Annotated in this window: 25 protein-coding genes; 8 read left to right on the top strand and 17 right to left on the bottom strand. The window is 60.8% G+C overall.

The annotated features are described in order from the left end of the window. Position 1 precedes the first annotated feature (1 nt). From HX818_RS21380 to HX818_RS21350, 7 genes are all read right to left on the bottom strand, one after another. Complete coding sequence (locus HX818_RS21380; protein WP_003209072.1) at positions 2–628, bottom strand: response regulator transcription factor; 627 nt, start codon at positions 626–628, stop codon at positions 2–4. A gap of 249 nt (positions 629–877) precedes the next feature. Beyond that, the gene (locus tag HX818_RS21375) at positions 878–1,285 is read right to left on the bottom strand and encodes a response regulator (RefSeq protein WP_177020701.1); all 408 of its coding nucleotides are present in this window, start codon (positions 1,283–1,285) and stop codon (positions 878–880) included. Positions 1,286–1,510: 225 nt separating this feature from the next. Beyond that, entirely contained in the window at positions 1,511–2,842 is a 1,332-nt protein-coding gene (locus HX818_RS21370; RefSeq protein WP_003209075.1) for a deoxyguanosinetriphosphate triphosphohydrolase, read from the bottom strand. Between the two features lie 72 nt (positions 2,843–2,914). Then, entirely contained in the window at positions 2,915–4,078 is a 1,164-nt protein-coding gene (locus HX818_RS21365; RefSeq protein WP_177020700.1) for an EAL domain-containing protein, read from the bottom strand. Positions 4,079–4,171: 93 nt separating this feature from the next. After that, entirely contained in the window at positions 4,172–4,513 is a 342-nt protein-coding gene (locus tag HX818_RS21360) for a hypothetical protein (RefSeq protein WP_008432159.1), read from the bottom strand. Next, positions 4,510–4,896, bottom strand: a complete 387-nt coding sequence (locus tag HX818_RS21355; protein WP_003209078.1) for a phage holin family protein — start codon at positions 4,894–4,896, stop codon at positions 4,510–4,512. Before HX818_RS21355 ends, HX818_RS21360 begins: the two co-directional genes overlap by 4 nt. Positions 4,897–4,898: 2 nt before the next feature. Next, positions 4,899–5,213: a YqjD family protein gene (locus HX818_RS21350; RefSeq protein ID WP_003209080.1), complete on the bottom strand. Its 315-nt coding sequence runs from the start codon at positions 5,211–5,213 to the stop codon at positions 4,899–4,901. A 348-nt stretch (positions 5,214–5,561) separates the two neighbouring features. Here HX818_RS21350 and HX818_RS21345 point away from each other — a divergent pair, with 348 nt between their 5' ends. Further along, a complete protein-coding gene (locus HX818_RS21345; RefSeq protein WP_003209083.1) occupies positions 5,562–6,770 on the top strand; it encodes an ammonium transporter in 1,209 nt (402 codons plus the stop codon). Here the strand turns inward: HX818_RS21345 and HX818_RS21340 are convergent. Continuing rightward, positions 6,757–8,478 (bottom strand): monovalent cation:proton antiporter-2 (CPA2) family protein, encoded by a 1,722-nt coding sequence (locus HX818_RS21340; RefSeq protein ID WP_177020699.1) that lies wholly within the window; start codon positions 8,476–8,478, stop codon positions 6,757–6,759. The genes HX818_RS21345 and HX818_RS21340 overlap by 14 nt on opposite strands. 141 nt (positions 8,479–8,619) lie before the next feature. Here HX818_RS21340 and HX818_RS21335 point away from each other — a divergent pair, with 141 nt between their 5' ends. From HX818_RS21335 to HX818_RS21325, 3 genes are all read left to right on the top strand, one after another. Next, the gene (locus tag HX818_RS21335) at positions 8,620–8,856 is read left to right on the top strand and encodes a glutaredoxin family protein (RefSeq protein ID WP_177020698.1); all 237 of its coding nucleotides are present in this window, start codon (positions 8,620–8,622) and stop codon (positions 8,854–8,856) included. 74 nt (positions 8,857–8,930) lie between these two features. Continuing rightward, entirely contained in the window at positions 8,931–9,266 is a 336-nt protein-coding gene (locus HX818_RS21330) for a hypothetical protein (protein WP_003209087.1), read from the top strand. A 70-nt stretch (positions 9,267–9,336) separates the two neighbouring features. After that, on the top strand, positions 9,337–10,221 hold the full coding sequence (locus HX818_RS21325; protein ID WP_177020697.1) for a pseudouridine synthase: 885 nt from the start codon (positions 9,337–9,339) through the stop codon (positions 10,219–10,221). 57 nt (positions 10,222–10,278) lie between these two features. On the opposite strand, the gene HX818_RS21320 is transcribed toward HX818_RS21325, so the two are convergent. Then, positions 10,279–10,500 carry a YgdI/YgdR family lipoprotein gene (locus tag HX818_RS21320; RefSeq protein ID WP_003209090.1) on the bottom strand — a complete coding sequence of 74 codons (222 nt, stop codon included), beginning with the start codon at positions 10,498–10,500 and terminating at the stop codon, positions 10,279–10,281. A gap of 80 nt (positions 10,501–10,580) precedes the next feature. Beyond that, positions 10,581–11,183, bottom strand: a complete 603-nt coding sequence (gene mobA, locus HX818_RS21315) for a molybdenum cofactor guanylyltransferase MobA (RefSeq protein ID WP_177020696.1) — start codon at positions 11,181–11,183, stop codon at positions 10,581–10,583. Between the two features lie 75 nt (positions 11,184–11,258). On the opposite strand from mobA, the gene moaB reads away from it, so the two are divergent. Both moaB and glp read left to right on the top strand, forming a co-directional pair. After that, entirely contained in the window at positions 11,259–11,798 is a 540-nt protein-coding gene (moaB, locus tag HX818_RS21310) for a molybdenum cofactor biosynthesis protein B (protein ID WP_003209092.1), read from the top strand. Next, on the top strand, positions 11,782–13,008 hold the full coding sequence (gene glp, locus HX818_RS21305) for a gephyrin-like molybdotransferase Glp (RefSeq protein ID WP_177020695.1): 1,227 nt from the start codon (positions 11,782–11,784) through the stop codon (positions 13,006–13,008). The genes moaB and glp overlap by 17 nt, the downstream gene beginning before the upstream one ends. A 143-nt stretch (positions 13,009–13,151) precedes the next feature. On the opposite strand, the gene HX818_RS21300 is transcribed toward glp, so the two are convergent. The 5 genes from HX818_RS21300 to minC all read right to left on the bottom strand — a co-directional run bounded on the left by HX818_RS21300 (position 13,152) and on the right by minC (position 17,352). After that, positions 13,152–14,441, bottom strand: coding sequence for a M18 family aminopeptidase (locus tag HX818_RS21300; RefSeq protein WP_003209095.1), 1,290 nt, complete (start codon positions 14,439–14,441; stop codon positions 13,152–13,154). Between the two features lie 171 nt (positions 14,442–14,612). Then, positions 14,613–15,248 (bottom strand): RluA family pseudouridine synthase, encoded by a 636-nt coding sequence (locus tag HX818_RS21295; protein ID WP_008432172.1) that lies wholly within the window; start codon positions 15,246–15,248, stop codon positions 14,613–14,615. A gap of 96 nt (positions 15,249–15,344) precedes the next feature. Next, a complete protein-coding gene (gene minE / locus HX818_RS21290) occupies positions 15,345–15,599 on the bottom strand; it encodes a cell division topological specificity factor MinE (RefSeq protein ID WP_003175252.1) in 255 nt (84 codons plus the stop codon). A 3-nt stretch (positions 15,600–15,602) separates the two neighbouring features. Next, positions 15,603–16,415, bottom strand: a complete 813-nt coding sequence (gene minD, locus HX818_RS21285) for a septum site-determining protein MinD (protein ID WP_003209098.1) — start codon at positions 16,413–16,415, stop codon at positions 15,603–15,605. A 199-nt stretch (positions 16,416–16,614) separates the two neighbouring features. Then, on the bottom strand, positions 16,615–17,352 hold the full coding sequence (gene minC, locus HX818_RS21280; RefSeq protein WP_003209099.1) for a septum site-determining protein MinC: 738 nt from the start codon (positions 17,350–17,352) through the stop codon (positions 16,615–16,617). 118 nt (positions 17,353–17,470) lie between these two features. Here minC and HX818_RS21275 point away from each other — a divergent pair, with 118 nt between their 5' ends. Further along, entirely contained in the window at positions 17,471–18,406 is a 936-nt protein-coding gene (locus tag HX818_RS21275; RefSeq protein WP_087694782.1) for a lipid A biosynthesis lauroyl acyltransferase, read from the top strand. A gap of 32 nt (positions 18,407–18,438) precedes the next feature. Next, on the top strand, positions 18,439–19,590 hold the full coding sequence (locus tag HX818_RS21270; RefSeq protein WP_177020694.1) for a patatin-like phospholipase family protein: 1,152 nt from the start codon (positions 18,439–18,441) through the stop codon (positions 19,588–19,590). Between the two features lie 140 nt (positions 19,591–19,730). On the opposite strand, the gene HX818_RS21265 is transcribed toward HX818_RS21270, so the two are convergent. Together HX818_RS21265 and HX818_RS21260 are read right to left on the bottom strand one after the other, a co-directional pair. After that, positions 19,731–20,516, bottom strand: coding sequence for an outer membrane protein OmpK (locus tag HX818_RS21265; RefSeq protein ID WP_003209104.1), 786 nt, complete (start codon positions 20,514–20,516; stop codon positions 19,731–19,733). Beyond that, the gene (locus HX818_RS21260) at positions 20,513–20,908 is read right to left on the bottom strand and encodes a hypothetical protein (protein ID WP_177020693.1); all 396 of its coding nucleotides are present in this window, start codon (positions 20,906–20,908) and stop codon (positions 20,513–20,515) included. The genes HX818_RS21265 and HX818_RS21260 overlap by 4 nt, the downstream gene beginning before the upstream one ends. Positions 20,909–20,918: the final 10 nt, after the last annotated feature.

The following is a 20,918-nucleotide window of genomic DNA, read 5'->3' as shown; positions in this document are numbered from 1 at the left end:
CTCACACTAGCGCGTTACGTTTTGCCATCTCGATAAGTTCTACCAAGGATTTGGCTTTCAGTTTTTGCATGAGCCTTTTTTTGTAAGTGCTGACGGTTTTGTTGCTGAGAAACATGCCCTTGGCGATTTCCTTGTTTGTCCGGCCTTGGGCAAAAAGTTGTAATACCATGAGTTCACGATCGTTGACGACTTTGAAAAGTTCAAGCTCTTCATTGTTATCCGTTTCGTTAGTGCTGCCGTTAAGGGCCTGGCTCGGGAAGTAGTTGTAACCTGACAAGACCGCCCTGATGGCACTGAGCAGTTCGCTCAAGTCACCTTCCTTGCACACATAGCCATCGGCACCGGAGCGCATGCACCGGGTAGCAAAGAGCTTGGGGGTCTGGGCGGTGAGTATCAACGTCTTGGTCGGCGTACTCATTGCGTTGAACCGGCACAGCACTTCCAGGCCATCGAGTTTCGGAATGCCGATATCAAGGATAATCAGGTCAGGCTGACACTCCTTGACCATTTGTATCGCATCACAACCGTTATCGGCTTCTCCCACTACTTTATAGCCTTCGTGTTCTAACAACATCCGAATGGCAAGTCGGATGACGGGGTGGTCGTCAATAATAAAAACTGAGTTCATGATCAAATTCCATACAGGCGCAAATAAAGTCGGCACATTAGCTCACATGGCAATGAAGGAGGATGAACTTGATGTGGAACAAACGTAAAACAAGAATAATCCTACATCAAAAAAAGCAAGGGATTACGCTCTGTGAGGTGTTTGTTGTTTGGGTGTAAGAGTTTTGCGTGGGTGGAATTTAAAAGTAACTGGTCGTGAGAGGGCAGCGTTATAAAGAGGCGTTTTCGGATTGCCCGGGTGTTTAACTTCCTACTTTTCTGTTGAGCGAGTAAGGCGTGATTGGCGTATGAGTTCATTCAGCTCAAGGTGGCTTAACGGCTTCGACAAATAGCCAAGTAATGCAAAGTTGCGTCGGGATGCCTGGGACATCAGGTGTTCCAGTTCATTGACGGGCAGGCCGCTGAGCAATATCGCGGACCTTATAAAGCCTCTGCGGTTGGCAATTTCAATCAACTCCAGCCCGGGCAAGTCGGGCAAACATTGATCACAGAGCAGAATATCGAATGGCACGTCGGTTTGTGTCATCAGCCGCATTGCCTGTTCTGCATTCTCGGCCAGTGCCAGGTCGTGGTAGCCATAGTTTCGTAGCAGGCATTGGGTGGCCAGCAATTGAAAGGGGTGATCCTCCACCAACAGGATGCGAAGTTGTTCGAGCATGGTTTTTTCCATGGAATGGACAAGAGCCCTGAAGACGCTCCACCAGGGCGTGTAGTAAGAAGTTAATGGGCCCGCCAGCTATCGGGCGCAGGAGCAGGTCGAAAGACTGCGGTCAGGGCGCGCGATTATTCATCGCGGCGGGGAAGAACTTCGATCAGGCCGCTCTGTTCCGTGCGTAGGGCGATTCTTTGAAAAGTCGCCCTGGCCATCAGCCAGGGCTCCGATTTATTGCGGGCTGGAGCGGCCGGTCATCTCGCGGGCCATCTCGCTGGCGTAGCTGTCAGTCATGCCGGCGATAAAGTCGATCATGCGCAGGAAGGACGCGTGCAATGACCAGGAAGGGTCCGGGGCGCTATTGCCCAGCAGGTCGAGGATGCGTCGGTTCTTGAACGACGGTGTGCGACCGCCATGTTGTTCCAGGGCCGCGCCGCAGAAGGCATTCAAGAGGATTTCCAGGGTGGTGTAGGCGCCGATCTCATGCAGGGTCTTGCGCTTGTCCTGGAAGATCTTCTTGCGGGCCATGTCCTTGGCATCCAGCACGCAGCGCTTGGCCGGGCCGTGCATATGTTCCACCAGGTCCCCCGGCAGGGTGCCGGCCAGCAGCGCGTCCTGTTGTTCGACGAACGCCCGGGCCGCGGCGTTGGTCAGGTGTTCGATGGCCTTGCCTCGCAGGATCGCCAGCTTGCGTCGCCGGGAATCCAGCGGGCCGAGTTGCCGATAGGTTTGCGGCAAGTCGTCGCCCACCAGGTCCAGCAGCAGTGACTCGACCTCGGCGTATTCCAGCAGCTCCATTTCCAGGCCGTCTTCGAGGTCGATCAACGCGTAGCAGATATCGTCGGCCGCCTCCATCAGGTACACCAGCGGGTGCCGGGCCCAGCGTTGTTCTTCCAACTGCGGCAAGCCGAGCTTCTGGGCGATCTGCTCCAGGATCGGCAGTTCGCTCTGGTAGCAGCCGAACTTGTGTTTCTTGTAGCCCAGGGAGTCGGCGTGGCGGGCGGTCCAGGGGTATTTCAGGTAGGTGCCCAAGGTGGCGTAGGTCAGGCGGGTGCCACCATCAAACTGGTGGTATTCCAGTTGCGTGAGTACCCGGAAGCCCTGGGCATTGCCTTCGAAATTGAGGAAGTCATTGCGTTCGGCGCTGCTCATGTCATCCAGCCAGCCACGGCCTGAAGCTTGCTGGAACCAGTGCCGGATCGCGTCCTCGCCGGAATGGCCGAAGGGTGGGTTGCCGATGTCATGGGCCAGGCAGGCCGACTGCACCACCATGCCCAGGTCGCTCGGGTCGCACCAGTCGGGCAGGGCACTGCGGATGGTCTCGCCTACGCGCATGCCCAGGGATCGTCCCACGCAACTGACTTCCAGGGAGTGGGTCAGCCGGGTGTGGATGTGATCGTTGCTGGTCACCGGGTGCACTTGCGTCTTGCGGCCCAGGCGGCGAAACGCACCGGAAAAGATGATGCGGTCATGGTCTTTGTGAAACGGACTGCGCCCCAGTTCTTCCGGGCTGTGCAGGGGTTTTCCAAGGCGTTCGCGGGTAAGCAGGGTGGGCCAATCCAAGGCGGGTACTCTCCGTGCGGTGAATGACGGCTCCCAGCTTCCCGGTTCAGCCAGGCCTTCGCAAGCGAAAAACTACAGGCCGGCGGCGTCGATATCGATTAACAGCAGGCGCTGACCATTATCAAAGAATTGTCCGGCAGTCAGGCAGTACTGGTTGGTCGTGGCATCGCGATAGGTTGAGGACAGGGTCAGCCGCCGCTCCTCCCAACCTTCGGCCAGCAAATGATAAAAATACGGACGCCATGACCAGTTGTGGCCCAGGTAGCGGCTGTCGGCTTGCCAGGCGCCCTGGTGCCATTCGAAGTTGGGTGTCAGTTGCGTGCCATGCCGGTCGCACTGGTAAAAACGCAGCAGCCAGGGAAACGCCGGCAATTGCGGCAGGTGGCTCAGCGGTGCACGGGTGTGGGCCCAGGTTTGCAGGATCTGCATCAGCTCCTCCAGTTGCTGGCGCAGTTGCATGATCCGGCCACGTTCGGCGAGCTTCTGTTGGACATAGCCGGTGCGCAACTGGGCGAAGCGCGGCACGAATGCGTCGGTGTCGAACCAGTCCAGTTGGGCCTGGGCGAACAGGTAGCCCTGGAGATAACGCGAACCGCATTCCAGGGCGAAATTCAGTTGCGCCTCGGTTTCCACCCCTTCGGCGATGATCCAGCAGCCGGTTTTTTCCGCCATTTGCGCCAGTGCCCTTACCACCTCACCGCTCGGGCCACCGCGGGCCGCGGCCTGGAACAGGCGCATGTCCAGCTTGAGAATGTCCGGCTGCAAGGCCAGCACCCGGTCCAGCTGCGAATAGCCGGCGCCGAAGTCATCAATGGCAATCCGCGCGCCGGCCTCGCGGTAGCGCTCGACGACTTCGGCCAGGCGCAGGATATCGCCGCCCAGTTCAGTGATCTCGAACACGATGCGGCGCGGGTCGACGTTATGCAGTTGCAATTGCTTCAGGCTCGGCAGTGCCTGGCCCGGGCGCAGGCGGGTGATCCAGCGTGGCGAGATATTCAGGCTGAGGAACCACTCCTGCGGGGCTTCATGCAGGCGGCTCAGGGCATTGTCACGGATCTGCCGGTCCAGGCGGCGCAAGGCCACCGAGGGCGTGCGCGGGTCGGCGAACAGCGGACCCACCGAGCGCAGTTGGCCATTCGCCTGGCGTAGGCGGCCCAGGGCTTCTACGCCGGCGATGCGGCCGGTGGCGGTGTCGATGAATGGCTGGAAGCAGGCGAGCGGTTGCCCGTCGATCACGGGGCCTCCTTAAAAGACCGGAAATAAAAAAAGGCCCGGCCCTCAATGGAGAGGGCCGGGCCTGATCTGTTTGCAAGAATGCAGCCAGCACGCTCAACTTTTGCGCGAAGCACCTTGCATGGCCAGTTTGATCAGCGGGATCAGGCCGGCACCCAGCCGCACCAGGCGGGTCATGGTGCCGATTCCGCCACCCTTGGCGCCTTTGCCGGTGAGAAACCCCAGCAGCGTCACCACGCCCACGCCCCACAGCGGCGCGTGCTTGATGCCAAAACCGTCCTGCCAGCTCTGGCCCATGTTGCGGACCTTTTGCAGCGGCAGCATCAGTTGCTGGGACTCGTGACGGATTTCCTGGCGGTGCATTTCCATGCGCAGGCGGATCAACGCCTTGCGCATTTCTCGCCGGGAAGTGTTTTGCGGCAATTCAGTCATGCTCATGGCAGCAGGCGCTCCCGGTCGTTGGCCAGCTCTTCGAGGGTGGCGTGGAACGGCGTGGACTCATCGAACACCGCCGCCTTCAGGCGCAACCCGCAGAATGCTGCGGCCAGTATGTAGAACACGCACAGGCTGATAATCCCGGTCAGGCGGTAGGTATCCCACACCAGGATCATCACCAGCGCCGACAAACCCACCAGCAACAGCAAGGCAAACACCAGCGCCAGGCCGGCGAACAGCAACAGGCTGACGGTGCGGGCTTTCTGCTCCTGCAACTCGATGCCGAACAGCTCGACATGGCTGTGCAGCAAACCCAGGACAGCCGCGCCCAGGCGCCGTGAAGTAGAACTTGGGCCCGTGGACGAGCCGGATTCGCCGATAGACATGATTAGCGCCTTGTAGCCAGCAGGCCGATCAAAAAGCCCACGCCGGCCGCAATGCCGACGGACTGCCAGGGGTTGGCCTGCACATAGTCTTCAGTGGCCGTGACCGCCGCCTGGCCGCGTTCGCGCAGGGAGTCTTCGGTCAGTTGCAGGGTTTCACGGGCCTTGAGCAGGCTTTCGTGAATCTTGCTGCGAAGCTCGTCAGCCTGGTCACCGGCGAGGATCGCCGTGTCGTCCAGCAGCTTCTCGGTATCGCTGACCAGGGTTTGAAAATCCGCCATCAGTATTTCTTGAGCAGTCTTTGCCGTTTTTCTGGCCATGGTTATCTCCGTGAGTGGCTGGTCTGTTTACTTCTGGTTTCGAGTCACCGGTGTCGGTGAAGGTTCACTGCAATTGTCTGGTACAGCTTTTGCTTTGCCTTGGTGCGCAGGCCCGGGGCCTTGCGCTGAATCCGGGCGGTTGGGGCTCAAACCCTGAAAAACCTTACCCTAAATAACTAAAACTCGCGGAAAAACCCTGTCGGATTCTGCCTTTTTCAATGATCGCTGCGCCAAAGCGGTTCACGGCCTCAAACGAGGGTCGGATCGTTGGTGCCAATTTAGTGCGCATCATGAAGGTCATGAACTGCTTTGGTGCTTTTTCCTGCATCTGCAGGCCTGCCATCCTCCATGGAAAATTTGCAAAGCGCGGTGGACACCCTCGTCCACAGCTCCAACACGCTGTTCATTCTGATTGGTGCGGTCATGGTCCTGGCCATGCACGCCGGCTTTGCCTTCCTGGAAGTCGGCACGGTGCGCCAGAAGAACCAGGTCAATGCCCTGTCGAAAATCCTCAGTGACTTCGCGATTTCAACACTGGCCTATTTCTTTATAGGCTATTGGATCTCCTACGGGGTGACCTTCATGCAACCGGCGGCGGTGATCAGCGCCGACCACGGCTACGGCCTGGTGAAGTTCTTCTTCCTGCTGACCTTCGCGGCGGCGATCCCGGCGATCATTTCCGGGGGAATCGCCGAGCGTGCACGGTTTGTTCCGCAACTGTGTGCCACTGCGTTGATCGTAGCCTTCATCTACCCGTTTTTCGAAGGCATGGTGTGGAACGGCAACTACGGCCTGCAAGCCTGGTTGCTGGCCACCTTCGGCGCCAGCTTCCATGACTTTGCCGGCAGCGTCGTGGTGCACGCCATGGGCGGCTGGCTGGCGCTGGCGGCGGTGCTGTTGCTGGGGCCAAGGCAGGGGCGTTATCGGGAAGGGCGCCTGGTGGCGTTCGCGCCGTCGAGCATTCCATTCCTCGCGTTGGGCTCGTGGATCTTGATCGTCGGCTGGTTCGGCTTCAACGTCATGAGTGCGCAAACCCTGTCCGGGGTCAGCGGGCTGGTGGCGGTCAATTCGTTGATGGCGATGGTCGGTGGCACGGTAGCGGCATTGGTGATCGGCCGTAACGACCCAGGCTTCTTGCACAACGGTCCATTGGCCGGGTTGGTGGCGATCTGTGCCGGTTCCGACCTGATGCACCCGGTGGGCGCGTTGGTGACCGGCGTGGTGGCGGGCGGCTTGTTCGTCTGGTTCTTCATTGCCGCCCAGGATCGCTGGAAAATCGACGATGTGCTGGGTGTATGGCCGTTGCACGGGCTGTGCGGCGTGTGGGGCGGGATTGCCTGCGGGATCTTCGGCCAGACCGCCCTGGGCGGCCTGGGCGGCGTCAGTCTGATCAGCCAGTTGATCGGCACCGCGCTGGGTGTGGTGGTGGCGCTGGCCGGTGGCTTCCTGGTGTATGGCGTGATCAAACGCGTGCATGGCCTGCGCTTGAGTCAGGAAGAAGAGTATTACGGCGCGGATTTGTCGATCCACAAGATTGGCGCGGTCAGTCAGGATTGAGGGGCGCGTCCCCTTCGTTCTGGTTGCAGCCATGTAACAGCCGGTACCGGCTCTGGCGCACTTCATCGACACGGCCTTGCACCTGCTGCTCCGACAACCCCAGCAGGATCAACGCATGGGAGGCGAGCATCAGGCTCGACTCCAGCAACTCGGGCACCACTTCAGTGGCGCCGGCGGCTTTCAGTTCGGCCAGCTGACTGTCGTCGCGGGTGCGTACCAGGATCGGTACGGTCAGGTTGATCCGCCGCGCTTCGTTGAGCACGGTCAGGGCGACGTCGCTGTTGTCCACCGCGATCACCACCAGGCGCGCACGTTCCAGGCCGACCGCGCTGAGCAGGGCGCCACGGCGGCAGTCGCCGTAATGCACGGCGCTGTCTTCGGTAGAAGCTTCCTGGACTCGCTCCGGGTCGTCATCAAGGGCAATGAACGCCTGTTGTTCACGGTGCAGGAAGCGCCCGATGGACTGGCCAACCCGGCCGTAGCCGCAGATCACCGCGTGGTCGCGCAGCTCGGCATTCAGGGCCGTAATCTCTTCAAGCTGTACTTGCTGGTTGGGCTTGCGGTGCAGGCGCAGGGCAATCGCGGGTGCAGCCCTGAGCAACAGCGGAGTCAATAGCATCGAGCAGAAGGTGGCAGCCAGCAGCAGGCCGCTGATGTCGGCGGGCATCAGGCGGCTTTGCTGCATTTGCGCCATCAAGGCGAAACAGAACTCGCCGCCCTGGGCCAGCGCCAGGCCGCTGCGCCAGGCGGTTTCACCGTCGCTGCCGCGCAGTTGCACCAATAGCGCGACCACACAGCCTTTGATCAACATCAGCGTGAGGGTCAGGCCGAGAATCAACAGGCTATGACTGACGAACAGTTGCAGGTCGATCAGCATGCCGATGCTGACAAAAAACAGTCCTAGCAGGATGTCGCGAAACGGTCGGATATCGGCTTCGATCTGATGGCGGTAATGGCTTTCCCCCAGCAGCATGCCGGCGAGAAACGCACCGAGTGCCGGGGACAGGCCCAGCAAGTGGGTCAGCCAGGCGGTGAGCAATACGATCACCAGTGCCAGCAGCACGAACAATTCGGCCGAATGGGACGCCGCCACCTCACGGAACAAACGCGGCAGCAACCAGCGGCTGGCCAGCAGCAGGCCGAGGAACAGCACCACGGTTTTGCCCAGGGTCAGTGGCAATGCCCAGTACCAGGCTTGCTCGCTGTTACCGGCGAACACTGGCACGAGGGTCAGCAGCAATACGGCCACTACATCCTGTAACAGCAATACCCCAATCGCATTCTGGCCATGGCTGCTGAAGATTTCGCCGAGGCTGGTCAGCTCCTTGCTGACGATGGCGGTGGACGACAACGCCAGCCCAGCACCGAGCAACAGCGCGGTCGTCGGCGACAGGCCGAACAGTGCCAGCAAACCGCCCAGCAGCAACCCGCAGCACAGTACCTGCAGGCTGCCCAAGCCAAACACCACCCGGCGCAGGCTGAGCATTTTGTTGAGAGAAAACTCCAGGCCCAGGGAAAACAGCAGGAACACCACACCCAGTTCGGCAAGGTCTGGCAACTCTTCGCTGTCATTGACCCAGTCGAGGGCGGTGGGGCCCACGGCCAGGCCAACACACAGATAGCCCAGCACCGGCGGCAGTTGCAGGCGACGAAACAGCGCAATCACCACCAGGGAGGAGGCCAGGATAATCAGCAGGTTGGCAAACACATGCAGCTCCATTGCAGGTATTACGGGAAAAAAGTCGCGAGAGTCACTGAATCAGTTATACGCCATGCTGATCTGGGTCAGGCTTTTGCAGTGTCCCGACGCTGTTAGAATAGGTGCCTGATTCTTCTCGGACCCTTTGCCATGCTTCCTGAATGTCAGTTGTTCGGCACCCTGGGCTGCCATCTGTGTGAGATTGCCGAAGCCGAAATCATGCCGTTGGTCGAACACGGCCTGCTGGTGGAGTTGGTGGATATCGCCGATTCCGAGGCCCTGTATGAAGCCTACGGCCTGCGTATTCCGGTGCTGCGCCGGGTAGACACGGGCGCGGAGCTGGAGTGGCCGTTCGACGAAGCGCAGATAGTGAACTTTCTTAGCTAGCACTCGGCGATGGCGAGTTCCCGATTATTCGGTTACTGTATGTTTGTACAGCGATTGAATGAGAGGGAACGCCCGTGGTGAATGTTGAACAACTGAAAAGCAGCGTCAATCGCATGTCCGCCGACGTCGTGCGCGACGCGGTGAACGAGCTGCGCCTCGATGGCCTGGTCACGGAAGGCAAGACGCCGTTTAACAAAGTGCATTTCAACACCTGCTTTGCCGAGATCGAGGCGCTGTTCCAGCGCGCGGGTTATCACAAGCAGCTGGATGTGGTGGGTTACCAGGGCTTGCTGTATGCGCTTTACGACCCGGGCCGCTGGGAAGCGGTGGATGTGCTGCGCTGGCTCAAGGAATTCACCGAGGCGGCCAGTGCGTCACCGGTGTTGCGCGCGGAATTGGCCAAGGCCTGAATCTGTGCTGGGCCTGATCCGGCTGCATGCGGGATAATGCGCGCCTGTATGTCCACGTCTTGAGCCTGCCATGTCCGTTTTTTCCACTGCCCAGCACCAAGCCAGCACCTTGTACCTGCCGCCAGGCGCCTGGGCCACCGTGCTGGATTGCCTGTGTGAGCACTTCCAGGCCATCAGCCGTGAGCAATGGCTGGACCGCATCGCCCGAGGCAGGGTGCTGGACATCAATGGCACCCCCATCAATCAGGACCTCGCCTACCGCGAAGGCCTGTGCATCTACTACTTTCGCGAAGTACCGAACGAGAAAGTAATCCCGGTGCAGGAGACGATCCTGTACGCCGATGAACACCTGGTGGTAGCCGACAAGCCGCATTTCCTGCCGGTCACGCCTGCCGGTGAATACGTCGAGCAGACCCTGTTGCGGCGTTTGATCCGTCGCCTCGACAACCCGGCGCTGGTGCCGCTGCATCGCATTGATCGGCATACCGCAGGGCTGGTGTTGTTTTCGGCCAACCCGCAGACGCGCTCGGCGTATCAACAGCTGTTTCCCACGCGCAAGATCGACAAGTTCTACGAAGCCATTGCCCCGGCATTGCCTGGGCTGACCTTTCCGCTGGTGCACAAAAGCCGGCTGGTGGATGGCGAGCCGTTCTTTCGCATGCAGGAAGGCGAGGGGGCGAGCAACACCGAGACGGCGGTCGAGGTGCGGGAAAAGAATGGCGACCTGTGGCGCTATGGCCTGTTTCCGGTGACCGGCAAGAAGCATCAGTTGCGGGTGCACATGACGGCCCTGGGCGCGAGTATCTGCAACGATCCGTTCTACCCCGACGTTATCAAGGATGCCGAGGACGACTACGCCAACCCGCTCAAGCTGCTGGCCCAGGGGGTGCGTTTCATCGACCCGGTCACCGGCCTTGAGCGCGACTTTCGCAGCGCGATCAGCCTGGACTGGTAAACCCCAGCAACGAAAAAGCCCGCATTACGCGGGCTTTTTTGTATCTGGCGTTAAGACTTACAGGTCTTTAACGGTGCGAACCTGATCCTTGTTGATCTGGGTGCGCTTGCCATCCAGCTGTTCGAATTCGTAGAAGCCGGTGGACTTGTCGAATTTAGGAGTGTCGACGGCCTGGATTTCGCGACCGTCATTCAGGGTGATCACTGTCGGCGAGGCGCAACCGGCAAGGGTAGCGAGGCCCAGTGCAAGCATGAGAGCGGCGATGGTCCGTTGAGTCATGAGTTTGTCTCCGAGAGAATGCTTTGTTGAGTACTGACCTTGTGACGTGTGCAACGTCGGCAAAGTTCCTTGTTCGACGCTCATTCTGACACGCTGGGCGGGCGGTGCAACAACTCCGGTGTATTGAGGTTGGCCAGGCGCGGATCGTCGGCGGGGCAATCCAGGGCCTTGGCCCCCAGCGCCTGCATGATCTGGCGCGGGCTGCGCTCGCCGGCTGCCCAGGCCCGCTCGAAGGGCTCGCGCAGCGGAGTGGGGATCACGCAGAGCAGCGGTTCCCAGAAATCGCCGTGGCGCACCATCACCGGCAGCAACGGGTTTTGCTGCGCCGTGCTGCGCAGGTCGGCGAGCAATCGTGCATCGATCTGCGGCACATCGCACGGCAATACCAGCAGATGCCCATGCTGCGCCACCGCCAGTCCTGCGCGAATGCCGGCCAGTGGCCCTGGAAAGTCGGGGCTGTCATCGCCGACCAATCGGTCGGCATAGGCCGCGTACTGCGCCTGGTTGCGATTGCAGGAGATGATCAGGTCGTCGGTCAACGGCCGCACCAGGCGATGCAGGTGCGCGATCAGCGGCTGCCCGTGCCAGTCCAGCAGGCCCTTGTCGAGGCCGCCCATGCGCTGGCCACGACCGCCGGCCAGCAAAAGGATCGAGCAGGGCAGTGGGGAAGAATGGCTTGGCATGACGGCTCCTGCGGGCAGTGAAATGGGGGGCTGTGATATAACATCGGGCTGTTCCTTCGACAACCGGACCGAGCCATGAAAGCCAAGGCTGATGCGCCCTTTGTACCCCTGAATATCGCTGTATTGACGGTCAGCGACACCCGCACCCTGGAAACCGACACCTCGGGCCAGGTCTTCGTCGACCGCCTGACCGCCGCCGGTCACCTGCTGGCCGAGCGAGTTTTGCTTAAAGATGATCTGTACAAAATCCGTGCGCAAGTGGCGCACTGGATTGCCGAAGACGTGGTGCAGGTGGTGTTGATCACCGGCGGCACCGGCTTCACCGGCCGCGACAGCACCCCGGAAGCGGTGAGCTGCCTGCTGGATAAACAGGTGGATGGTTTCGGCGAACTGTTCCGACAAATCTCCGTGGCCGATATCGGCACCTCCACCGTGCAATCCCGTGCCCTGGCCGGCCTGGCCAACGGCACACTGGTGTGCTGCCTGCCGGGCTCCACCAACGCGGTGCGCACCGGTTGGGACGGGATTCTCGCCGAGCAACTGGATAACCGTCACCGCCCGTGCAACTTCGTCCCGCATTTGAAGCAGGCCGAGCCCTGTGAATCCCGTGGGTAAGCCGGGCAAGACCGGTGCGTTGATGCCGGTGGAAGACGCCCTCGAACAATTGCTGGCGATGGCCGAGGCAGCGCCGATCCGCGAGCAGGAAACGTTGCCGCTGGCCGAGTGTGATGGTCGGGTGCTGGCCCAGGCGTTGATCTCCACGCTGGACTTGCCGCCCTGGCCCAACAGCGCCATGGACGGATACGCCGTGCGCCTGGCGGACTGGACCGGTGAGCCACTGGTAGTCAGCCAGCGCATTTTTGCGGGCACGGCACCCGAGCCCTTGGCTGCCGGTACCTGCGCGCGGATCTTCACCGGAGCCCCGGTACCGGAGGGCGCGAACTGCGTCGAGATGCAGGAAAACGCCGTGGTCCATGCCGATCAGCGGGTGAGCTTCACCGAAGCGTTGCAGGTGGATCAAAACATCCGTCCCCAAGGCCAGGAAACCACGGTGGGCGAGTGGGTGTTGCCAGCAGGGACACGCCTGGGCCCGATCGAGTTGGGCCTGGCGGCTTCGCTGGGTCGTGATCGGCTGGAGGTGGTACGACGCGCCCGCGTGGCTGTGCTGTCCACCGGCGACGAGTTGATCGAGCCGGGCCTGCCGCTGGGCCCCGGGCAGATCTACAACAGTAATCGCCGAGTGCTGTGCAGCTGGCTGGAGCGCCTGGGCTGCGAAGTGGTGGACGCCGGGATCCTGCCGGATGACCTGGAACAAACCCGCGAACGCCTGGGCGCATTGGGCTCGGTAGACCTGATTCTGTCCACCGGCGGTGTGTCGGTGGGGGAGGCGGATTTTCTCGGGATTGCACTGCGGGAAGAAGGGGAGCTGGCGCTGTGGAAGCTGGCAATCAAGCCGGGCAAGCCGCTGACGTTCGGGCATTTCCGTGGTGTACCGGTGATCGGTTTGCCGGGCAATCCGGCGTCGACGCTGGTGACCTTTGCCTTGCTGGCGCGGCCTTACCTGTTGCGCCGCCAGGGCGTGGAAGACGTGCAGCCGCTGCGCATTGAAGTGCCCGTGGGATTTGTCTGGCCCAAGCCGGGGAATCGCCGCGAGTATTTGCGCGGGCGGCTGGAGCAGGGCAAGGCGATCATCTACCGCAACCAGAGCTCGGGTGTGCTGCGTAGCGCGGCGTGGGCCGAAGGTTTGGTAGAAGTGCTGGAGGGGACGACGCTGGAGATCGGTGACCGGGTCAACTTCATTCCGCTGAGTGAAGTGTTGAACTGAGCCCGATCTATCAAACAATGAAGATCAAAATGTGGGAGCGGGCTTGCTCGCGAAAGCGGTGGATCAGTCACCCGATGTATTGACTGACCCTCTGCATTCGCGAGCAAGCCCGCTCCCACATTTGATTTGTGTTCATCCTGCAATTACGGCAAGTCGCGACTCGCGTAAAACGCACTCAACACCTTCACCAGGTGCGCCAGGTCGTGGCTGCCGCACAGCTCGCGAATCGAGTGCATCGCAAACGTCGGCAAGCCGATATCCACGGTGCGCACGCCCAGGTGGCTGGCGGTGATCGGGCCGATGGTCGAGCCGCAACCCATGTCGCTGCGAACCACAAAGCTCTGCACCGGCACTTCTTCGGCCATGCACAGGTGGCGGAAGAACCCGGCGGTTTCGCTGTTGGTGGCGTAGCGCTGGTTGCTGTTGACCTTGATCACCGGGCCGGCATTGAGTTTCGGGCCGTGGTTGGCGTCGTGCTTCTCGGCGTAGTTGGGGTGCACGCCGTGGGCGTTGTCGGCAGACACCAGCAGCGACTTCTGGATGGTGCGTACGAATTCATCACCCTCGGGCAGCAGGCGGCGCAGGGTCTGCTCCAGCATCGGGCCGTCGGCACCGCAGGCGGAGCACGAGCCGACTTCTTCGTGGTCGTTGCAGACCAGCACGCAGGTTTCATCGGTTTCGGCGGTGAGCAGGGCTTGCAGGCCGGCGTAGCACGACAGCAGGTTGTCGAGGCGGGCACCGGCGATAAAGTCGCCATTGAGGCCGATCACGGCCGCGCTCTGGGTGTCGTAGAAGCTCAGCTCATAGTCGAGCACCACATCGGCGTTCAACCCGTGTTCACGAGCCAGTTGCTCGGTCAGCACTGCGCGGAAGTCTACGCGCTCGTCACCGGCGAACTGCGCAAGGATCGGCGGCAGTTCGGTCTGGGCATTGATCGCCCAACCCTGGTTGGCTTCACGGTTCAGGTGAATGGCCAGGTTGGGGATGATCGCGATGGGCAGCTTGAAGTCGATCAGCTGGCTTTCGACCTTGCCGTCGCGGCGGAAAGTGACGCGGCCGGCCAGGGACAGATCGCGGTCGAACCACGGCGCCAGCAGCGCGCCGCCGTACACTTCCACACCCAGTTGCCAGAAGCCCTGGCGTTGCAGTTCAGGCTGTGGCTTGACCCGCAGGCACGGGCTGTCGGTGTGGGCGCCGACCAGGCGGATGCCGCCTTGCAGGGGCGAGTGTCGGCCGAGTTTGAAGGCGATGATCGAGGAGTCGTTGCGGGTCACGTAATAGCGCCCGTTGGCCTCGGTGGTCCAGGTCTCGCGCTCGTCAAGACGCTGGAAACCGGCCGCTTCCAGGCGCTGTGCAAGGGCGGCGGTGGCATGGAACGGGGTAGGGGAGGCCTTGAGGAAGTCGATCAGGCCTTGGTTCAACTCTTCGCGCATAAGTAGCTCCAGACAGCAATGGCGCGAGTTTACCGTCCGACGGGATAAGTGCACAGAACAAATGTGGGAGCGGGCTTGCTCGCGAATGCGGTGTGTCAGTCGCCGAATGGGCTAACTGATCCACCGCATTCGCGAGCAAGCCCGCTCCCACATTTTAATTGCGTTTACAGGTTAAAACGGCGCGGGGCACTCGAAGCGCAGACGCTCGCCGCTCTGGGGATGGGTGAAGCTCAGCATGCTGGCGTGCAGGCACAGACGTGGCCAGGCAGCCAAGGCCTGTTCGTGGGCGTACAAGCCATCGCCCAGCAACGGATGCCCGATGGACAGCATATGCACGCGCAGTTGATGGGAGCGGCCGGTGATCGGTGTCAGCTCAACCCGACACCAGTCGCCGCAACGCTCCAGGACTTTCCAGAAGGTCAGCGCGTTCTTGCCGAACTCGTGGTCCACCACGTGCCGTGGCTTGGTCGGTGGGTCGTAGCGCAAGGGCAAGTCGATGCTGCCGCTGTCCAGTTCCGGTTGGCCCCAGCAGAGTGCGGTGTAGGCCTTTTCGGTTTCCCGGTCATGAAACTGGCGGGACAGTTCACGGTGGGTATCCGCGTCTCGGGCCAGCAGGATGATCCCGGACGTTTCCCAGTCCAGGCGATGGACGATGCGGGCTTCGGGGTAGCCGTTTTCCTGCAGGCGGGTGATCAGGCAGTCCTTGTTGTCGTCGGCGCGACCGGGCACCGAGAGCAGCAGGGTAGGCTTGTTCACCACCAGGACAGCAGCGTCCTGATGAAGGATATGGACATTGGACAACGGCATTAAAACAGCCTCGTAACAAACGCCAACGGCGGCTCGCTCACCCGGCCCCGTGAGGGGAGCCAGGTAACCGAGCCGCCGTGGCGACCGCCTTTTCGATCAACGATCAGGCAGGGTGATATTGAGTTCCAGAATCGAGCAGCTGCCGTCATTTTCCAGGGCGACATGCACGTCATCGTTACCGATGTTGACGTACTTGCGGATCACTTCCACCAGTTCCTTCTGCAGGGCTGGCAGGTAATCCGGGGTGCTGCGTTGGCCGCGTTCGTGCGCCACGATGATCTGTAGACGCTCTTTCGCTACCGACGCGGTACTTGGCTTTTTGTTGGCGCGAAAGAAGTCGAGAAATTTCATTGTTTAGTTGCCTCCAAAGATACGCTCGAAGAATCCCTTCTTCTTAACATCGAGGAAGCGATGTTCCACGGTCTTGCCCAGCAAGCGATCTACCGCATCGCTGTACGCCTGGCCGGCGTCGCTCTGGTCGTCAAGAATCACCGGCACACCTTGGTTGGATGCCTTCAGGACGGCCTGGGATTCCGGGATCACACCCAGCAGGGTCACGGCGAGGATTTCCTTCACGTCTTCAACGCCGAGCATTTCGCCATTGCTGACGCGCTCAGGGTTGTAGCGGGTCAGCAGCAGGTGTTCCTTGATCGGATCTTCACCTTTCTCGGCGCGCTGGGACTTGCTGGCCAGCAGGCCGAGCATGCGGTCCGAGTCACGTACCGAGGAGACTTCAGGGTTGGTCACGACGATGGCTTCGTCGGCGAAGTACATCGCCAGGTGAGCACCGGTCTCGATACCCGCCGGGGAATCGCACACCACGTATTCGAAGGTTTCCTTCAGTTCGGCGAGGACCTTGCCCACGCCTTCCTTGGTCAGCGCGTCTTTGTCGCGGGTCTGGCTGGCGGCCAGTACATACAGGTTCTCAAGGCGCTTGTCCTTGATCAGGGCCTGTTGCAGGTTGGCTTCGCCATTGACGACGTTGACGAAGTCGTAAACCACGCGGCGTTCACAGCCCATGATCAGGTCGAGGTTACGCAAGCCGACGTCGAAGTCGACGATAACTGTCTTGTGGCCGCGCAGAGCGAGGCCGGTACCGATAGCGGCGCTGGTGGTGGTCTTACCCACACCACCCTTGCCGGATGTAACCACGAGAATCTTGGCCAAGGTGTTTCACCCCTAAGGAAAAAGGACTTTTTAGTCCCTGAAAAACATCTCTTGTCACTCGCTGCAGGCGGGCAGCTCTTGTAGGAGAAAGCACGGTTTGCCTGGGCAAACCCCACCTTAAAATTATTCCTACACAAGTTTTGCCGTTTTCGCTGTGCTATCAGAGTCCAGAGATGCTTGGAAAATGCGGCAGTATCCGTTAAAGACGAACGATGTTCAACACATCGCCCGACAGGCTGACTTGTACCCCGGCCCCCCACAGCGGATCGCGGCGCAAATCTTCCGAAACCTTGTACTGGCCTGCGATGGACACTAGCTCAGCGGTCAACTGCTGGCAAAAAATACGGGCCTTGGTGTCACCTTTTATGCCGGCCAGGGCACGACCACGCATGGGGCCGTATACATGGATGTTTCCATCGGCGAGAAGTTCCGCCCCCGGGCTGACCGGGGCGATGACGACAAGGTCGCCACCCTGGGCGTAAATCTGCTGCCCGCCCCGTACGGGAGAGGTGATGATCTTTGTCGGCTTGATCGTCGGCTCCGGCGGTTTCTCCGGTTTTTTCTTCTCTTCGCCGACCAACGGGTCGAGCGGACGCTCGCGGGCACCCGACGGCGGCAGTACTGGCAGTTCAATAGCGATTGCCGCGGCGATGTCTTCGATCCGGCTGGCACGGATCGCCAGGGTGCGCAGGCCATGCTGGCGGCACACGCGCATCAGCCCGGGCAGGTCGACCGCGCCCTGGCCGGCCGGGAGCTTGTCCAGGGCCAGCACCAGCGGTGCATTGTTGAAGAAGTTCGGCGCCAGGGCGACCTTGGCGGCGAGCTGGCGGTCCAGGGCATCAAGGTCGTTGCGGGCCAGTTCCAGCACGGTAATGGCGAGCATGCTGCCTTTCAACTGGAACACGGGATCTTGGTCTAGCGGTTCGGTTTGGCTCATGGTCGGCAAAGCGGCTTGTCACGAAAAGTGTCGAGACTTATAACGAGAACATCCGCTAGCCGCAAGCCGGGTCGAACCGTTGTAGAATGCGCGGCCGTTGTCTTTACCGGAATCTTGAATGGATCGCCCGCGTTTTCGAGCTGTATTTTTTCATCCGCGCTTCTGGCTGTTATGGCTGGGGCTGGGTTTGCTGTGGCTGATTGTGCAGTTGCCGTACCGGGCTTTACTGGGGATTGGCCGTGCCTTGGGGGCGGGAATGTACCGGGTGGCCGGTGAACGTCGACGTATCGCCGCACGAAACCTGGAACTGTGCTTCCCGGAAAAGTCCGCTAAAGAGCGTAAACATTTGCTCAAGGAAAACTTTGCCTCCACCGGCATCGCGTTCTTCGAGATGGCCATGAGCTGGTGGTGGTCCAAGCCGCGCCTGGCGCGCCTGGCCCATGTCGAAGGGCTGGAGCACCTCAAGCAGGCGCAACTGGAAGGCAAGGGCGTGATCCTCATGGCCCTGCATTTCACCACCCTGGAAATCGGCGCCGCCTTGCTCGGGCAGAAGCACACCATCGACGGCATGTACCGCGAGCACGGCAACCCCTTGTTCGATTTCGTCCAGCGCCGTGGCCGCGAGCGGCACAACCTCGACTCCCTGGCCGTAGAGCGCGAAGACGTGCGCGGCATGCTCAAGCTGCTGCGGGCCGGTCGTGCGATCTGGTACGCACCGGACCAGGACTACGGCGCCAAGCAAAGTATCTTCGTGCCGCTGTTCGGTATTCAGGCCGCCACCGTCACTGCCACCAGCAAGTTCGCACGCCTGGGCAAGGCTCTGGTGGTGCCGTTCACCCAGGAGCGCCTGGCCGACGGCAGCGGTTATCGCCTGGTGATCCATCCGCCGCTGACCGACTTCCCGGGTGAATCCGACGAGATCGATTGCCTGCGCATCAACCAGTGGGTCGAGGCTTCCGTGCGCGAATGCCCCGAGCAATACCTGTGGACGCACCGCCGCTTCAAGAGCCGGCCGCCAGGTGAGCCTAAGCTGTATGAAAAACGCCGTCGTTGATCTGAAGTCCCCAAGCACCATGGAGTGATGCAATGCGCTCAGCTGAACCGGTCACAGGCTTGATTCTTTCCGGCGGCGGGGCGCGGGCCGCCTATCAGGTGGGGGTATTGGCGGCGATAGCCGAGCTGTTGCCGCCGGGCGCGGCCAATCCGTTTCCGGTGATCGTCGGCACCTCGGCCGGGGCGATCAATGCGGTGAGCCTGGCCAGTGGCGCCATGGACTTTACCGCCGCCATCCAGCGCCTGACCGCCTTCTGGCAGGGCTTTCGCAGCCACCTGGTGCTGCGCAGCGACTGGCCCGGGGTAATCAGCCAGGCGAGTCGATTCCTTATCCACAGCCTGCTGGGGATGGGGGCGCAGGTGCCAGTGGCGCTGCTCAACAGTTCGCCGCTGCGGGACTTGTTGCGCGACAAACTGCACCTGGAAGGCATCGCGCAGTCGATCCGCGAGAAACACCTTCATGCTGTGGCGGTGACCGCGTTCGGATACGAGTCCGGGCAAGCCGTGACCTTCTATCAGGGCGGCGGCACCATCGATGCCTGGTTGCGGCATCGGCGCATCGGCATTCCCACCCAATTGACCGTTGAACACTTGCTGGCCAGCTCGGCGATTCCGTTGCTGTTTGCGCCGGTCAAACTCGGCCAGGAATATTTTGGTGACGGGGCGGTGCGCCAGTCGGCGCCGATCAGTCCTGCGTTGCACCTGGGCGCCAGCCGCGTGCTGGTGGTGGGGGTCAGTGGCAACCCGCGTGGCAACGATCCATCGAACCCGGCGCGCACCTTCACCGGCCAGGAGCCGACGTTGGCGCAGATCGGCGGGCACATGCTCAACAGCACGTTCATCGATAGCCTGGAAAGCGATATCGAATTGCTCGAGCGCCTGAACCAGTTCAGCGACGTGTTGCCGGCCAACGCGGCGATACAAGGTTTGGCGCCAGTGGAAGTATTGGTGATCGCTCCCAGTCAGCCAATCGACGAAATCGCGGCACGTCACCGCCAGGAATTGCCTGCGGCATTGCGCCTGTTTCTGCGCGGGCCGGGGGCGACCAAAACCAGTGGCGCGGGTGTGCTCAGCTACCTGCTGTTCGAGGCGGGGTATTGCAGCGAATTGATCGAGCTGGGAAGGCGGGATGCGCTGGCCAAGCGCGAAGAGTTGCAGCGGTTCCTGGGCCTGACACCGGACTGAATGTGGGAGCGGGCTTGTGTGGGAGCTGGCTTGCTCGCGAATGCGGTGTGTCAGTCGCCAGATGTATTGACTGACCCACCGTATTCGCGAGCAAGCCCGCTCCCACATAAACCCGACTCCACAGGGGATAGGCGGTGTGGTTAGAAGTGGTACTTCACCAACAGGCTCGCAGTGTCCTGGTTGGTCTCGAACGCGCCGCTGTCCTGGATCCCGTACTTGTTCTTCCAATAGTCGTATTCGATACCGACATACAACTGCTTCTCGCCCCAATGCAACGCCTTGCCCAGGTCATATTTGATCTGCGGGTTGAAGTGCAGGTTGGCGTGGTAAGTGCCGCGGGCGTTCTTGTCGTTATCCACCACCCAGTCCATGAAGCCGTCGATCAGCACATTGGAGTTGCCCACCGGGATCGTGTACGACCACACCGGTGTGATCTGCCATACGCCGTCACCCGGGCGATTGCCTTCGGTCTGGCGCTGGTAGAAGTTCAGCTGGAAGTAGTCGAAACCAGGGATTGCCAGGTCGAAGCCCGGGCCGAGCAAGTACGACTCGTTGTCGCCTTCGCCGAACTCGTAAGTGAACGCCAGCAACACGTCCTTGATCGGACCGAACGACAAGTCCTTGTCGAAAATCTTGCCGAACGACAAGCGTGGGCTGAACTCACCGTAGTAAGTACTCGGGCCGACATTGCCGTCTTCCTTGCCGTTGTAAAAGATGCGGTCGAGGAAGAAGAAGTTGTCGCCGTACTTCCACGCATCGGCGTGTTCGAAGGTCACGGTTTGCTGGATCTGCGGGTTAACAGTGAAGTTCTTGCCCCACAGATAAGTCAGGCTGTTGTTCTGCCACTGCAGCAGATCACCGGCCATGGCCTGGCCCCCGGCCAGCAGGGATCCTGCCAGCATCAGGCTGTTCACGGTACGTTTCATTCGGTTGCTCCCGAGGTAAAGGTTTCTGGTTTTTTTTCTAAGCGGACGCTCTGGTGTGGCGTCTTTTGGCTTGCCGCAAAAATCGTCTGTTCGGTCAGCTTTGATGCTTTTAGCAAGAGCTGCGCCAAGGTGTTTAAAAAGCCAAAAAATCCCCGTCGGCTGTGATGCACACAGTCGAATTCGGAGAGTTTTTGCACACATTGGCTGCGGACGTGGGGCCCGGATAAGTTGGCCTTGCAGTCAGCTTTTACATTCGCTGTTTTTTTTTGAGTCGATTTGAGCGGGCGCCGAGAATACTGACTCCCAGGCCTGTGCTCAAGTGCGCCGTTAAAGAGCGCGCGGGGCGAGAATGGGGCACGGCGCGTGGCCGGCCCCGGGTGAATGGCGTACATGGTGTGTTCC

This window comes from Pseudomonas sp. F9001 (assembly GCF_013385435.1).
Taxonomy (GTDB): domain Bacteria; phylum Pseudomonadota; class Gammaproteobacteria; order Pseudomonadales; family Pseudomonadaceae; genus Aquipseudomonas.
Note: the sequence above shows the minus strand (reverse complement) of the source record. Positions and strands in the feature narration are given on the sequence as shown.